Annotated in this window: 13 protein-coding genes and 5 tRNA genes; 1 reads left to right on the plus strand and 17 read right to left on the minus strand. The window is 37.4% G+C overall.

All coding sequences use genetic code 11. The annotated features are described in order from the left end of the window. Positions 1–69: 69 nt before the first annotated feature. From AAAT26_RS02765 to AAAT26_RS02795, 7 genes are read right to left on the minus strand one after another with little or no spacing between them, the layout of a single operon-like run. Complete coding sequence (locus AAAT26_RS02765; protein ID WP_004693217.1) at positions 70–1,968, minus strand: bifunctional 4-hydroxy-3-methylbut-2-enyl diphosphate reductase/30S ribosomal protein S1; 1,899 nt, start codon at positions 1,966–1,968, stop codon at positions 70–72. Next, entirely contained in the window at positions 1,959–2,579 is a 621-nt protein-coding gene (locus AAAT26_RS02770) for a lysophospholipid acyltransferase family protein (protein ID WP_004693215.1), read from the minus strand. The genes AAAT26_RS02765 and AAAT26_RS02770 overlap by 10 nt, the downstream gene beginning before the upstream one ends. After that, the gene (gene cmk, locus AAAT26_RS02775) at positions 2,572–3,255 is read right to left on the minus strand and encodes a (d)CMP kinase (RefSeq protein WP_349208820.1); all 684 of its coding nucleotides are present in this window, start codon (positions 3,253–3,255) and stop codon (positions 2,572–2,574) included. The genes AAAT26_RS02770 and cmk overlap by 8 nt, the downstream gene beginning before the upstream one ends. An 8-nt stretch (positions 3,256–3,263) precedes the next feature. Then, complete coding sequence (locus AAAT26_RS02780; protein ID WP_349208821.1) at positions 3,264–4,511, minus strand: BaiN/RdsA family NAD(P)/FAD-dependent oxidoreductase; 1,248 nt, start codon at positions 4,509–4,511, stop codon at positions 3,264–3,266. After that, positions 4,508–5,236, minus strand: a complete 729-nt coding sequence (locus AAAT26_RS02785; RefSeq protein WP_349208822.1) for a pseudouridine synthase — start codon at positions 5,234–5,236, stop codon at positions 4,508–4,510. The genes AAAT26_RS02780 and AAAT26_RS02785 overlap by 4 nt, the downstream gene beginning before the upstream one ends. A gap of 1 nt (position 5,237) precedes the next feature. After that, on the minus strand, positions 5,238–5,747 hold the full coding sequence (gene scpB / locus AAAT26_RS02790; protein WP_004693207.1) for an SMC-Scp complex subunit ScpB: 510 nt from the start codon (positions 5,745–5,747) through the stop codon (positions 5,238–5,240). Positions 5,748–5,759: 12 nt separating this feature from the next. Further along, complete coding sequence (locus AAAT26_RS02795; protein ID WP_349208823.1) at positions 5,760–6,485, minus strand: segregation and condensation protein A; 726 nt, start codon at positions 6,483–6,485, stop codon at positions 5,760–5,762. Positions 6,486–6,654: 169 nt separating this feature from the next. Between AAAT26_RS02795 and AAAT26_RS02800 the strand changes: the two genes are divergently transcribed. Further along, the gene (locus tag AAAT26_RS02800) at positions 6,655–8,487 is read left to right on the plus strand and encodes a phosphoethanolamine transferase (RefSeq protein ID WP_024061797.1); all 1,833 of its coding nucleotides are present in this window, start codon (positions 6,655–6,657) and stop codon (positions 8,485–8,487) included. A 94-nt stretch (positions 8,488–8,581) separates the two neighbouring features. On the opposite strand, the gene AAAT26_RS02805 is transcribed toward AAAT26_RS02800, so the two are convergent. The 10 genes from AAAT26_RS02805 to AAAT26_RS02850 form a co-directional block, all read right to left on the minus strand. Continuing rightward, positions 8,582–9,037 (minus strand): 2-thiouracil desulfurase family protein, encoded by a 456-nt coding sequence (locus AAAT26_RS02805; protein WP_315306797.1) that lies wholly within the window; start codon positions 9,035–9,037, stop codon positions 8,582–8,584. A gap of 106 nt (positions 9,038–9,143) precedes the next feature. Continuing rightward, positions 9,144–9,232, minus strand: a tRNA-Leu gene (locus AAAT26_RS02810). 14 nt (positions 9,233–9,246) lie between these two features. Then, positions 9,247–9,321: transfer RNA gene (locus AAAT26_RS02815), tRNA-Cys, on the minus strand. Positions 9,322–9,330: 9 nt separating this feature from the next. After that, positions 9,331–9,405, minus strand: a tRNA-Gly gene (locus AAAT26_RS02820). A gap of 7 nt (positions 9,406–9,412) precedes the next feature. Then, positions 9,413–9,488, minus strand: a tRNA-Phe gene (locus AAAT26_RS02825). A 5-nt stretch (positions 9,489–9,493) separates the two neighbouring features. Beyond that, a tRNA-Asp gene (locus AAAT26_RS02830) sits at positions 9,494–9,569 on the minus strand. A gap of 50 nt (positions 9,570–9,619) precedes the next feature. Beyond that, on the minus strand, positions 9,620–10,216 hold the full coding sequence (locus AAAT26_RS02835) for an MBL fold metallo-hydrolase (RefSeq protein WP_279007894.1): 597 nt from the start codon (positions 10,214–10,216) through the stop codon (positions 9,620–9,622). Between the two features lie 15 nt (positions 10,217–10,231). After that, positions 10,232–11,719, minus strand: a complete 1,488-nt coding sequence (locus AAAT26_RS02840; protein WP_315306795.1) for a TrkH family potassium uptake protein — start codon at positions 11,717–11,719, stop codon at positions 10,232–10,234. A gap of 12 nt (positions 11,720–11,731) precedes the next feature. After that, positions 11,732–13,072 (minus strand): Trk system potassium transporter TrkA, encoded by a 1,341-nt coding sequence (trkA, locus tag AAAT26_RS02845; protein ID WP_008713810.1) that lies wholly within the window; start codon positions 13,070–13,072, stop codon positions 11,732–11,734. 5 nt (positions 13,073–13,077) lie between these two features. Beyond that, positions 13,078–13,986 (minus strand): CvfB family protein, encoded by a 909-nt coding sequence (locus AAAT26_RS02850; RefSeq protein WP_349208824.1) that lies wholly within the window; start codon positions 13,984–13,986, stop codon positions 13,078–13,080. Position 13,987: the final 1 nt, after the last annotated feature.

Here is a 13,987-nt window from a genome sequence, read left to right on the forward strand (position 1 = left end):
ATATACTAAGTAAAGTACGCAAAAAGGCTAACCAAGGAAACCTTGGCTAGCCTTATATTAGACAATGAATTATTCAGCGTCTTCTGCAGTTTCTTTTGATTCCATCAATTCAGTCAAAGCCAAACCCAATTTCTTTTCATCTTTGTTAAGAGAAATGATTTTAACTTCAACTTCTTGACCACGATTCAAGTAATCTTCAACTTTCGCATTACGTTGTTTTGTAATTTGAGAAATGTGAAGTAAACCTTGGATGTCGTCATTAACAGCTACGAATGCACCGTAAGCTACTAAACGAACAACTTTGCCGTTAATAACATCGCCAACATGCAATGTTTCTTCAGCAACGTCCCATGGGCTCTTAGATAAAGCTTTTAAGGACAAGGATAATTTATTGCTTTCAGCGTCGAAAGATTGTAATTTAACTTCGATTTCTTGGCCAACGGAAAGAACATCTTCCACTTTTTTGATTTTTTGCCAAGAAATATCGGAAATGTGAAGTAAACCTTCAATACCGCCGATATCTACGAATGCACCATAAGGCATAATTTTACGAACGATACCTTTATAGTTTTCGCCAACGTTGATATTTTTCAATGCTTCAGCTAATTTAGCTTGACGTTCCACTTCCAATACTGCACGACGAGAAAGAACCAAACGGTTTTTCTTTTCATCGATTTCAAGTACTTTAGCTTCAAATTCTGTACCAACCAAGTTGTCCAAGGATTTCACAAAATGAACATCACCTTGGGACAATGGAATGAAACCACGAAGGGATTTAACTGTTACTACTAAACCTGCTGGGATAGCATCAATACCTTTACATACGATAGCTTCATCTTTTTCTTGTGCTTCGATAACATATTGCCAATCTTCATCTTTAGCCAAGCGAGTCATGGAAAGATAAATAGGATTATCTTCTTTGATGTGATTCATGATAACTGCTTTAATTTCATCACCATTTTTTAACACATCTTTGGCAGATTCTGGTGCTGGATAAGAAATTTCAGTTCTGTTCAAAATGGCTTCAGTTTTGTAGCCAAAAGATACATAAGCTCGTTCATCTTCGACTTGAACTACTGTACCTTCTACAACGTTCCCTTTCTTAAATTCTTCTTGACCTTCGGCTGCTAATAATTCTGCAAAATCTTTCATTGTCTCAATGACCTCCTTAATAATCCAGTCGGGAGTCGATGCTCCTGCTGTTACTCCTACCGTCTGTACTCGGTTAAACCATTCCAGTTGTAATTCAGTAGAAGTTTCAATGTGATACGTTGTACATCCAACGTCACGACAAACCTCTGCCAATCGGTTTGTGTTGCCGCTGTTCTTACCGCCTATCACTATCATAAGATCTACATTACGTGCTAAATCAACGGCAGAATTCTGTCGTTCTTGCGTTGCATTGCATATCGTTTTGAAAACCTTAAGATTCTTAGATTTTTTCTCTAATATGTCTATTATACTGTTAAATTTGAATTGTGAAAAGGTTGTTTGTACAACAACGCCCATTTTTTCCACAACTTGTAGTTTTTGGGCGGATTCTTCATCTTCGATGATTATTCCTTCGTTATTTGCCCATAAATTAATGCTTTTGACCTCAGGATGGTTTTTTTCTCCCAAAATCACCAAAGTCATACCTTCATCTATAACAGACTTTGCATCTTGCTGTGCTTTTTTTACATGTGGACATGTGGCATCCACAACATGTAATCCTTTTTCTTCTGCCTCTTCGTAAATAGCAGGTCCTACACCATGAGAGCGAATAATCATTGTGCCTTCAGCGATATCAGACACTTCTTGAACAGGGCTTACCCCTTTATCTTCAAGACGACCTACAACTTGAGGATTGTGAATAATAGGACCTAATGTATAGCTTTTACCATCGTTATTTGCAGCTTCATTTGCCATTTCAACAGCCCGTTTTACACCATAGCAAAAACCATGGTTTTCAGCCAAAATTATTTCCATAAAGTCTCCTCTATACAATTGTTATGATAAGAATCTATCATTCGTTGGATTTCACTTTTAACACTATCATTTACTTTTTGAATCGCTTCTGGAGTCGCTTTAGCTTTTTCAACTGGAATCGGTTTACCAATAATACAAGCCACTTTATTACGTTCCATATTGTGAGAGCCAATGATAGCAACAGGCACTATGCTGACACCTGTTCTAAGAGCAATTGATGCTGCACCATCATGGAATTTACCAAGTTTACCACTTTTTTGACGATTTCCTTCTGCAAATATGCCTAAAACCTTATTGTCTTTAAGTAGTCCCATGGCATGACGAATAGCAACTTTATCAATAGCACCGCGATTTAACGGAAATGCACCAAGCCATGTACAAAAAAAACGTGAAATGGGATTCACAAATAATTCTTGTTTAGCCATAAAGTGTACATGTCTAGGCAAAGCATAGCCACAGATAGGGGGATCGTTATTACTTAAATGATTAGGCACCACGATAACGGGTCCTTCCATTGGAAAATTATCGCGACCATATACTTTCAACCCATACCCTACCTTATAGCGAAGCCAAAAAGCGGTACGCCATAACCAGGTAGAAAATTTATTCATGATTGATTGTCTCCTGTACTAAATTCAATATATATGCCACAGTTTCATCGAAATTCATATTACTAGAGTCTATAACCACTGCATCTTCAACGCATACTAGTGGAGACTCTTCACGATTTTTATCCATTTCATCACGACTAACAACATTCTTTTTAATTTCGTCTAGTGTTTGCTCGTTTGATGTACCTTGTACTTCTAACCATCTACGTTTTGCACGTGCATCTACAGAAGCGGTTAAATAAATTTTTAGCTCTGCATTAGGTAATACGACAGAACCGATATCACGTCCATCTAATATAACTCCACCAACGGCGGCCATCTCTTGTTGGCGTTCTACCAAATATTGTCGAACCCCTTTATAAGAAGCTATAGCCGATACATTATCATTAATTTGCTGCTGGCGAATTAATGATGTAACATCTTCACCTTTAATATAGACCTTGCATGCTGTTGCAGTAGGCTCTAAAGTCAAATTTAAAGAAGGTAATAAAGCTTCTACAGCAGCTTGATCCTTAACATCGATTTGACTATCAAGAACTGCCCATGTAACACCGCGATACATGGAACCTGTATCGATATATAAATACCCTAATTCATTCGCCACTACTTTAGAAATGCTACTTTTACCAGCCCCAGCAGGACCATCAATAGCAATGGCAATTTTTTTAGTGCTCATAATAACCTCTATTCTTCATCACCGTGTACGGCATGCATAGCCGCCACATAGCCTGTGGAAAAGGCAGCTTGTAAATTATAGCCTCCTGTAAAAGCATCAATGTCTAGTACTTCGCCAGCACCATATAAACCGCCAATCAATTTAGACTCCATAGTTTTAGGATTAAATTCTTTTAAGGAAATACCACCAGCTGTTACAATAGCCTCCGCTACTGGTCGTAATTCCTTAACTGTTAATGTCATATGTTGCAACACATGACATAAGCGCAAACGCTCTTCCTTTGTAATTTGATTAATTGGTTTAGTAGAATCTAGCTCAGCAAGCTTTATAACAATTGGAATAAGATTCACCGGCAATAAATTCTTCATACCATTAGCCAATTGTTTTTTTGAGTATAAATCAAAGTCCTTTTGCAAGCGCTTGTTCAATACTTCTGCAGTCAAGGCAGGCTTAAGATTAATTTCAATAGTAATTTGAGGATTCTTCTTACGAAGCAACTTACCTACCATGTGACTTAACGATAGAATTGTAGGCCCCGTAAGACCAAAATGGGTAAACATCATCTCCCCAAATTGTTTAGCTTGCACCTTATTTTTAGAAACTACAGAAACCTCAACATTACGAAGACTAAGCCCCATAATTTCCTTTACCCACATTTCGTTTGTAACGATAGGTACCAAGGATGGACGAATATCAGTAATAGTATGTCCCACTTTTTCGGCTAAAACGTAACCATCACCAGTAGAACCGGTCAATGGATAGGAGGCGCCACCAGTACAAATGATAGCAGCATCACAAGCATATTGTTCTTTATCCGTTGTAACACCAACTACACGATTATCCTTTACAGTAATCGATGTAACAGGTTCATTTAAGTGAACTTGAACATTATACTTTTTTAGGATTTTCATAAAGATATTGCGTACTTCTAATGCAGAATCGGATTCAGGAAACACTCGTCCCCCACGTTCTACTTTAGTTTTTAACCCCCAGCTATGCAATAGGTCCAGAAGATCTTCATTACTAAAGCGTTCATAGGCACCGTACAAGAACTTACCATTACCAGGCGTATTTTTTATAAATTCGGCCATATCTGCACTATTCGTAATATTACAGCGACCTTTACCGGTAATGCCCATTTTCTTGCCAACCATATTCATTTTTTCCAATAAGATGACGCGTGCTCCTTCACGGCCTGCTATAACAGCTGCCATTAGACCTGCCGCACCACCGCCAATGACTATGATTTGTTTCATGCCTTTTCTGACCCCAATGCTTTTAGCGCTTTTACTTCACGAATTGTTAGTTGACGAGAAGCACCGCGTTTTACACCACCTAAAGTAAGACCAGCATAAGCAATGCGTTTTAAATTATGAATACGATAGCCAAAGTGTTCAAACATACGACGAACTTGGCGATTACGACCTTCATGAATTGTAATTTCTACTTCATGTACACCATTATGATCATCAAAACCTAAATCTACAATTGTTGCAGGTGCAGTTATACCATCTTCAAGCTCTACCCCATTTGCAATAATTTGCAAATCATCATCGCGAACACGACCTTTGATACGAACTTCATAAGTTTTTTCCACGCCTTTAGATGGGTGCGTTAGATTTTGTGCCAACTCTCCATCATTCGTAAGCAGTAACAAACCTTCTGTATATAAATCGAGACGACCAATAGGGTAAATTCGTTTCGTTTCATTTTTTATATAATCTAAAACCGTTTCTCGACCTTGAGGGTCAGACACAGATGTAATGACACCCTTTGGTTTATTTAACAAATAATATACTGGTTTCTCTTGAGCCAATAATTGACCATTAACCTTAACCTTATCTTTTTGTGGATTAATTTTGACCCCTAATTCGGTTACCTTGCGACCATTGACCTGTACTTTACCTTCTGTAATTAGTTCTTCTGCCTTACGCCGTGATGCAATACCACAACTGGCAATATATTTTTGTAATCGTTCCATGCTATCCTTCTGTTTCCGAAACTTCTTGATGTAAGGCTTCTATCGATTCTACACCAGCACTTCTCAAAAATTCATCAGTCGTGCCATATAGAATCGGTCTACCTACAGTATCCTTATGACCTAATTCAGCTATAAGAGATCGAGTTAATAATTGTTTTATAATTTTATCGCTATTTACACCGCGCACCTCTTCGATTTCAGCCTTTGTAATAGGCTGCTTATAGGCGATAACAGCTAATGTTTCCATAGCCGCATTAGATAATTTATCTTCTCTTTTACGAATATGCCCAACATAATCAGCACATTCAACAGCGCTTACTAATTCAACACCAGCTCCAGATATACGTATTCGAATACCTCGATTCTGTTCTTCTAGTTCTCGTTGTAATTCTTCTATATATTTTTGTGTCGCCTCTGTGGAAAGCCCAAACACTTCTGCTAACATATCTATCGATATAGGCTTTGCCGATGAAAACAAAACGGCTTCTAAATGCATCGTTGGTAAGCTCATATGGCCCCCTTTCTACACGGCCCTCTCTAAGGTAGCAGTGAATATAATATCATCATCTTCATAGCGCATTTCCATAACTTGTTGTTTTAATAATTCTAAAACAGCCATAAAGATAGTTACCATACCACTTTTCGTATCAATTGCTACTAATAACTCCCTAAAATATAGACATTCGCCACGATGTATACGACTAGACAAGGATATAATCATGTCCTCTAAACTATACGTATCCTTTTCAACCTTTACCTCACGAATCGTCTCTTCTTCTGGTAACTCTTTAGCCCGTTTTATAGTTTGATAAAAAATTTGATATAACTGTGAAAGTTCCAAATTATATACACTATCTAATCCAAGCACACTCGTTTCTTCAGGACGACTAAATATATTCGCAGATACAGCGGTACGCTCCATTAATAGAGATATAATATCCTTAATTTTCTTAAATTCTACTAATTTTGCTACCAACTCGTCACGTGGATCCTCTGCTTCATCAGGCTCAGGTTCAGCCTTAGGTAATAACATGCGTGATTTAATCTGTAATAAGGTAGATGCCATAACAAGAAATTCACTACTATAATGAATATCAAAATGGTTCCAATTGTCTAGATATGCCAAGTATTGACTCGTTATTTCAACGATAGGAATATCGGTAATTTCTATTTTATGTTTTTCAATGAGATGCAAGAGCAGATCAAGGGGACCTTCAAAAACGTCCAACTTGTAGTTATAATCTCCCATAAAACCCAATCCTCAGAAAAAATGTTTTTAACTATATAATTATAAAGCATTTATAGTAGTACTTTCAAATAATTGTTTTTTTTACACTCATCTGCTATCTTTATTATTGTAATTATTTTATATTAAAAAAAGATACGTTATTGTGTATTCCTTTTAGAGAGGATTTATTATGTCATCGAGTGTGAGGCAAATTGGGCGAAATCCAATTTTTCGCTTTGGTATTATAGGTATTGTTTTATATATCATCTTATTTTTAATTTATGAGCCCATAACCTTAGGGCTTGATGTAGAGGATATTACGATTTTAGCTGTACCAACAATTGTAGGTACCTTTTTATTTCAATATTTTATGGGGTGTACCGTTTTCCACAGGCCTTTTTTAGGGTATGGCCTAGTCGGAATCTTATGGGCACTTACCTTTCCTCTTTTATTCCATTGGTCCTATGTGAAGCCATTATACTTCTATGAATTTGCTAATGATTTTTTATTTGGCTTATTAATTTTCATGGGATTATCAGGCATTCAGTTTTTACTGAACCAAACAAATCGCTTCCATAAAACAACATCCTTAATCATGGCTATCATTTCCATGATCTTGAGCTTAATACCATTCTTACAAATTGGCTATTACATGACTACTTGGCATTGCTTAACGCCAGCCAGTCTGCTAGCCGTATATATGACCAATCCAGAAGAAGCATTTGGTTTTTTAAAGAATGCAGCTGGAATACCTGGTCTTATAACAATAAGTATTGGTCTTATCTTATGGACTTATTTATTGTACTGGTCTAACTTAGGGATGAAAGCAGTAGTAAACTTAAATACTACACGCCCTATGCGCTCAGCTATGCTTATCGCATCCCTTGTAGCTTTTTTAGTATATGTACCATTCTTTTTGTTCCCACAAACCTGTATTGTGGCGAACTGGATTGCTGCAGGCGATTATGTAAAACAAATGCAACAATATAATGATAATCACCACTTAGTATTTGATTCCTTTAATTTAGACACAAAGGAAACAGCGGTGAACAAAACACCTGGTACTATTATTCTAGTCATTGGAGAATCTAGTTCTCGAGATTATATGAAAGTATATAATCCAAACTTCCCATATGACGATACTCCATGGCAAGGCAATATGCGTTCGGACAATAAAGACTTTGTCTTCTTTGATAATGCCTATTCATCGTACGTACAAACAGTACCAACCTTGGAGCGTGCACTATCTGAACGAAATCAATATGATGATAAACCATTTCTTGATTCAGCCAATATCTTAGATATTGCTAAAAAAGCGGGATACACGACTTCTTGGTTTAGCAATCAAGGTGTATTCGGTGAATATGATACAGCTATTTCATTAATGGCTAAGACTGCAGACACAACAAAATGGGCCCATGAATCTTATGCATTCTCAGATCGATATGATGAAGCTCTATTGCCATTATTAGAAACTGTAGATCCTACCAAAAACAACTTTATCGTTATACATATTATGGGTAGTCATATTTATTACAATGACCGTTACCCTCATGAATTTAGCAAGTGGAAACAAGGTCCGTATCCTGATGGTCAAGAAGCATATGCTAACAGCCAATTATACACAGACTGGTTATTACAACAAATTTACAATTATGGCAAAGACAAATTAAACCTACAAGCCATGGTGTATTTCTCCGATCACGGTGAAAGTTTAGACAAATCGCATAACCCTGATACATTTGATTTTGTTATGACACATATTCCATTCTGGGTATACCTATCTCCACAATATCGCTCAACCTATCCACAGACTGCTGAGGTACTTGCAAAACACGAGCATCAATTCTTTACTAATGATTTGCTATACGATACATTAGTTGGTCTCATGCATGCTCCAAGTCAACGATATGATGCAACACGAGATTTTAGTAATGCTCAATATCGATTTAATCTACATAACTTAACTACATTACTTGGTGAACAACCATTAGCAAATGATCCTGTTAATGCAAACAAGTAGTCTTTAATTAATATTGTAGCCATTATTTTTCTATTATATTGAGTTATTTTACCAGTAAAATAACTTGATATAATCAAAAAGAGATGAGTTAAACTCATCTCTTTTTTTCTGCAAGTAAAAGCTCTATATCATTTTCAGTATAAATTGTTATATTCTTTTCAAGTAGAGCCTCTACAGTACATCCATGGCCATTTTTCATTGTTCTAGTAAAAGTTCCATCATAAATGCGCTTATATCCACAGCTAGGACTTTTCGCCTTCATCAAAGCTTGCTTGCAACCATATTTTAGTGCAATATCAACTGTTAATTGAGCACCTCTTACAAACTCATTGGTAACATCAGCTCCATTAACAGTACATATACGTTCACCCTGCCGCTCCGCAGGATCACGAGGCGTACTAAGTCCCCCTAACACTTCCGGACATACAGGTACTAATTCATAATATTCCTTTAGAGCCTCTATCGTTTCTATATAATTGTCTTTGCCATCATATCGACAAGGTACACCAAATAGGCATTCACTAATTAATAACTTAGGTTTCTTATTCATAGATTTATCTATCTCTTATATATTTATACGTAACTTATAGTAATAATTTTCACAAATCGTTTTAATTGTATATAAGAAAAAAGACTAACCCAAAGTTAGTCTTAATTGGTGCCGAGGACCGGAATCGAACCGGTACGGTTGTTTCCAACCGACGGATTTTAAGTCCGTTGCGTCTGCCTGTTCCGCCACCCCGGCATGGGTAACGATTGTGGAGGCGGCACCCAGAATCGAACTGGGGAATAAAGGTTTTGCAGACCTCTGCCTTACCGCTTGGCTATGCCGCCATATAAAATTGGAGCGGGAAACGAGATTCGAACTCGCGACCCCCGCCTTGGCAAGGCGGTGCTCTACCGCTGAGCTATTCCCGCATATAAATGGTGCCTCAGGACAGAATCGAACTGTCGACACACGGATTTTCAGTCCGTTGCTCTACCAACTGAGCTACCGAGGCATAAATGGCGACCCCGATCAGATTTGAACTGACGATCTTCGCCGTGACAGGGCGACATGTTAACCGCTACACCACGGGGCCGTAACCAAAGTACTTGCTTAGTATATCGGTTATCAGGACTTTTGTCAACACTATACTACAATATTTTTAATAAATTCTTCCTCATTTTTTAATATGGTAGATTCCCTATGTCCTGGCTCAACAATCAAATCCTTGGACAAGGTTAAAAGATATTTCAAACTCTTAATCAAATCAGCTGGATCACTTTTATAATTATCTGTATTTCCCACATTTTGCTTAAATAAGGTATCACCAGTAAATAGATAACCTCCAATTTCTAAACAAACCGATCCCGCACTATGCCCAGGTGTATGATGAACTAATATATCAAAAGGATCTAAATTTAATTGCCCCTCTACTAAATCATTACAATGTGTATACATTTTTTTCTTATATACACTTGGTCTCCGTCGAATTAACTGTAACAACTCTTGATCTAAAGGATGTAAATAAGCGGGAATATTATAATGTGTACACACTTCATCCAAGGCTGACACATGATCACAATGACCATGTGTCAATAAAACTGCTATGGGCTCAGAATCTGCAACCATATCAATAATGTGGTTAGAATGAAAGCCCGGATCAATGATTATAGATTTTCCCTCTTTGATAAGCACATAACAATTTGCTTTATAAAGCCCTAGAGGACGTTTTATAACTTCCATATAGTTCCCGCCCTCCTATAGAATACGATATCGTTTAGGAACCTCTTTTTTAATAAAATACCCTTCCCAAAACTGAGGGTGAAGCATAACTAAAATCGTAAATAACTCCAAACGACCTAGTAACATGTCTACAATAGCAATACATTTAGCAGTATCCGGCATAACATTAAAGGAATCAGTAGGACCAAAGCCACCAAACCCTAGTCCTACATTGCTAAGAAAGGCCGTAACCACTTGCATAGAATCATATGTATTAAGACCAGTACAAGTCATTAGAAAAACAGATACCACATAAATCATTAAATATAAAAATAAAAATTGATGTGTCATCTGGATCCATTTAGTAGGCATCGGTTTGCCATTAATACGTACTACTTGAACCATATCAGGATGAATTGATTTTCGCAGATAAATTATAGAACTCTTAATCAAAATAATAAGTCGTATAATTTTTACACCGCCCGTTGTAGAACCACTACAACCACCAAAAAATGTACAAATAAATAACATCATCTGTGCTGCAGCAGGCCACAAATCATAATCACTAATAGCAAAACCACTACCAGTTTGAAGCGAAACTAAATTAAAGGCAGCATTTCTAACAATCTCTAAAGGACTAGAATAGATAGATTGTAATGCTAGAGATATTGATACAATGGCAATACCAATAAACACTACAAGCCAGTACATACGTGTTTCAAAATCATTAATTAAAACGCGAATTCCTTTTTGAAGTGCATTGTAATACACAGAGAAATTGCCACCAGCAAGAAACATAAAGAATATAAATACGAAACAAATATAATTACTTTGTTCATAAATAAAAGCCCCTGCTGATGTCGGTGCAAATCCACCCGTAGCAATAATAGAAAAGGCATAGTTTAACGCATCAAAAGGTTCAATGCCGCCAGCCCACAGCATAAGAAAGCAAAGAGCAGTAAAGGCAATATACAACTGCCAAAGCTTGGTGGCCATTGATTGAATACGCGGCATTACAACACCAGGCTTTGGTACAGATGCCTCTGCATTAAAGAAATGTGCTGCATCTGCTCCTAAATTCTTTAAAAATGATAAGATAAGGACGATGATCCCCATCCCTCCAACCCAGTGCATAAGACCACGCCACAATACAAATGTGTTTGGTAACGCATCAACACTATAAATAATAGTTGCACCAGTTGCAGTAATACCCGAAGTGGCTTCAAATAAAGCATCAAAAACATTAGTCAATATGCCACTCCCCAAAAAAGGTAAAGCCCCCAAAATAACCGTGAATATCCAAGTAGAGGATACAACTAGGAACCCATCACGAATACTAAAGCTTTGACTTTCACAACCGTAATAAGATAAAAGCGTCCCCAAAACTAAAGAAAGGCTTGTAGTTATAAGGAATGACCAATATGCAGTTTCAAATACAACACTGTATATAAAAGGGATTAAAGTAAAAATCCCAAATATATAGAGTAGTCGACCCACTAAGGACATAACGATTTGAATTCGCATAGCCCCTCCTTACTAAGTAAGATATTTAAGCAATTTGCTTACCGATTCAGGTAATGTAAAGAGAACGATATGATCACCATCTAAAATTTGAGTATTACCACGAGGTACGATAGCTTCATTTTCCCGTAAAATTACACCTACCAAGGCCTTCCCAGGTAAACGTATATCTTTTAATTGTTTACCTGCCACAGGCGATTCATTGGTAATTTCAATCTCGATAGATTCCGCTTTACCACCTTCAAAGGTGGAAATAGATACAACCCCTTCTCCACTTCGTACAAAGCGCAAAATTTGACTTGCTGTTAATAAACGTGGAGAAAATACAACGTCAATACCTACTTGCTCCATCAGCATAATATATTCTGGCCGTCCCACACGAACAACGGTTTTGGGGATGCCCATATGCTTACCTACGAGTGCTACTAGTAAATTAAGTTTATCGTCATCAGTTAGAGCAATAATTACATCACTATCAGCAATTTCCTCAGCTTCGAGCAAATCAAAATCAGTGCCATCTCCATTGATAACCATGGCTTTATCCACTTGATTTGCCAGGTTCTCACAACGGTCAAAGTCTTTTTCAATAACCTTCACAGAAAAACCAGCTTTTTCTAGTAATACAGTTAAGTTCCGACCTAAGAGACCTGCCCCAATAATGACAGCCCGTTTATAGAATGTATTATAATTATGGAACCAAAGGTTCTCCACTTCAGAAACGGACTCTTTCAAACCTAGAAAAAATACACTATCATCAGCCTGTAATCGACTTTCACCATGAGGAATAATCATTTCACCATAGCGTAAAATACCAACTAACAGAACACCTTCAGGAAAGCGAATCTCTTTTAATGGCTGTCCTAATAGAGGAAATTCATTATTCAATTTGAATTCCATAAGGCGCACAGCACCCTGTCCGAACTCCTCAACATCTATAGCTGATGGTGTTTCTAAAATTCGTAATAACTCTTGAGCTGTAACCATTTCAGGATTGATGAAGAGATCAACACCTAATTGAGCTCGTATCTCCTCATCCATATGTTCCGCCACACTATTATCGCGAACGCGTGCAATAGTCGTAGGAACACCTTTTATTTTAGCTACCGAACAGGATAGCATATTAACCTCATCTGAATCAGTAACAGCAATAAACATACCAACATCAGACATATCGATTTCATTCAATAATTGAACATCACTGCCATTCCCTAGAACTAGACTAACATCTAACGTATTTTCAAGATTATGAATGCGTTCTGGAGAACGGTCGATGACATATACATCATGATCATCTTGAATAAGTCGTTGTGCTAATGAATAACCAACCTTACCAGCACCTACAATGACTATTTTCATTGACTTTATTCCTCATCTTGGGACTCATTATTAACAGGCGGTGTCCACTGCCGACCTATGTCGGTAAGTAATGTCCACCCCTCCTCTTGAACAATCTTTTTCTCTTTCATTAAATGCCCCAAAGCACGTTTGAAAGCAGCTTTGCTAATGTTAAATTTATCTTTAATCAACATAGCAGAAGATTCATCACTATAAGGCATCTTACCCCCACGATTTAACAGGTACCCCATGATAATATCTCCATCTGAAACAAGAGCCTTTTCCTTTGTAGGACGCATAGAGACATTAACGCGACCATCATCACGTTTGAAAGTAATACGACCTTCAATCATTTCCCCTACTTTTAACTTTCTCGTCATTTCAGAACGATGCAAAAAGGCAATCCAACGCTCAGGGGTAATAAAAAAAGCCCCCTCACTAGTTAAATTATAGATTGCCCCCTTTACAAGTTGTCCTACCATAGCCTCTGTTGCAGCTTTAGAAGCACGACGCATTTCATCATCTACATCCATGGATACCGCCAAACGACCGGATTTATCAGTATATAGACGAACCCATACTTTTTCACCTACCTGAGGTCTACCACGCATCTCCGCATGAGGCATAAAGATACCACGTTCTGTACCTACCTCAACGAAACAACCAAAATTTGTAGTATTGATAACCTCAACATAACCAATTTGGCCAACCTTCATGGCGGGTAGACGCATAGAGGCAGTTAAACGACCTTTTGGATCTCGATATAAAAAAACCTCGACTTCATCTCCGATAGCCACAGGAGCAATTTGTTGATCTTTATGAAGCAATATATCATCATTAGTATTGCCAGTTTGACCATCTAAAAAAGCACCTTGATCACTAGTACGCAACACTTTTAATGTGGCAATTGTATTTTCCAACAATTCTGTAGCCATA

It is taken from the genome of Veillonella parvula, assembly GCF_040094895.1.
Lineage (GTDB): Bacteria > Bacillota > Negativicutes > Veillonellales > Veillonellaceae > Veillonella > Veillonella parvula_L.

Excerpts from the sequence above, each read along its gene's own strand:
- AAAT26_RS02785 (WP_349208822.1), bottom strand. The coding sequence starts at position 5,236 with ATGGAACGATTACAAAAATATATTGCCAGTTGTGGTATTGCATCACGG.
- AAAT26_RS02795 (WP_349208823.1), bottom strand. The coding sequence starts at position 6,485 with ATGGGAGATTATAACTACAAGTTGGACGTTTTTGAAGGTCCCCTTGAT.
- AAAT26_RS02780 (WP_349208821.1), bottom strand. The coding sequence starts at position 4,511 with ATGAAACAAATCATAGTCATTGGCGGTGGTGCGGCAGGTCTAATGGCA.
- AAAT26_RS02835 (WP_279007894.1), bottom strand. The coding sequence starts at position 10,216 with ATGGAAGTTATAAAACGTCCTCTAGGGCTTTATAAAGCAAATTGTTAT.
- scpB (WP_004693207.1), bottom strand. The coding sequence starts at position 5,747 with ATGAGCTTACCAACGATGCATTTAGAAGCCGTTTTGTTTTCATCGGCA.
- AAAT26_RS02765 (WP_004693217.1), bottom strand. The coding sequence starts at position 1,968 with ATGGAAATAATTTTGGCTGAAAACCATGGTTTTTGCTATGGTGTAAAA.
- AAAT26_RS02850 (WP_349208824.1), bottom strand. The coding sequence starts at position 13,986 with ATGGCTACAGAATTGTTGGAAAATACAATTGCCACATTAAAAGTGTTG.
- cmk (WP_349208820.1), bottom strand. The coding sequence starts at position 3,255 with ATGAGCACTAAAAAAATTGCCATTGCTATTGATGGTCCTGCTGGGGCT.
- AAAT26_RS02800 (WP_024061797.1), top strand. The coding sequence starts at position 6,655 with ATGTCATCGAGTGTGAGGCAAATTGGGCGAAATCCAATTTTTCGCTTT.
- AAAT26_RS02840 (WP_315306795.1), bottom strand. The coding sequence starts at position 11,719 with ATGCGAATTCAAATCGTTATGTCCTTAGTGGGTCGACTACTCTATATA.
- AAAT26_RS02805 (WP_315306797.1), bottom strand. The coding sequence starts at position 9,037 with ATGAATAAGAAACCTAAGTTATTAATTAGTGAATGCCTATTTGGTGTA.
- AAAT26_RS02770 (WP_004693215.1), bottom strand. The coding sequence starts at position 2,579 with ATGAATAAATTTTCTACCTGGTTATGGCGTACCGCTTTTTGGCTTCGC.
- trkA (WP_008713810.1), bottom strand. The coding sequence starts at position 13,072 with ATGAAAATAGTCATTGTAGGTGCTGGTAAGGTTGGTTATTCATTAGCA.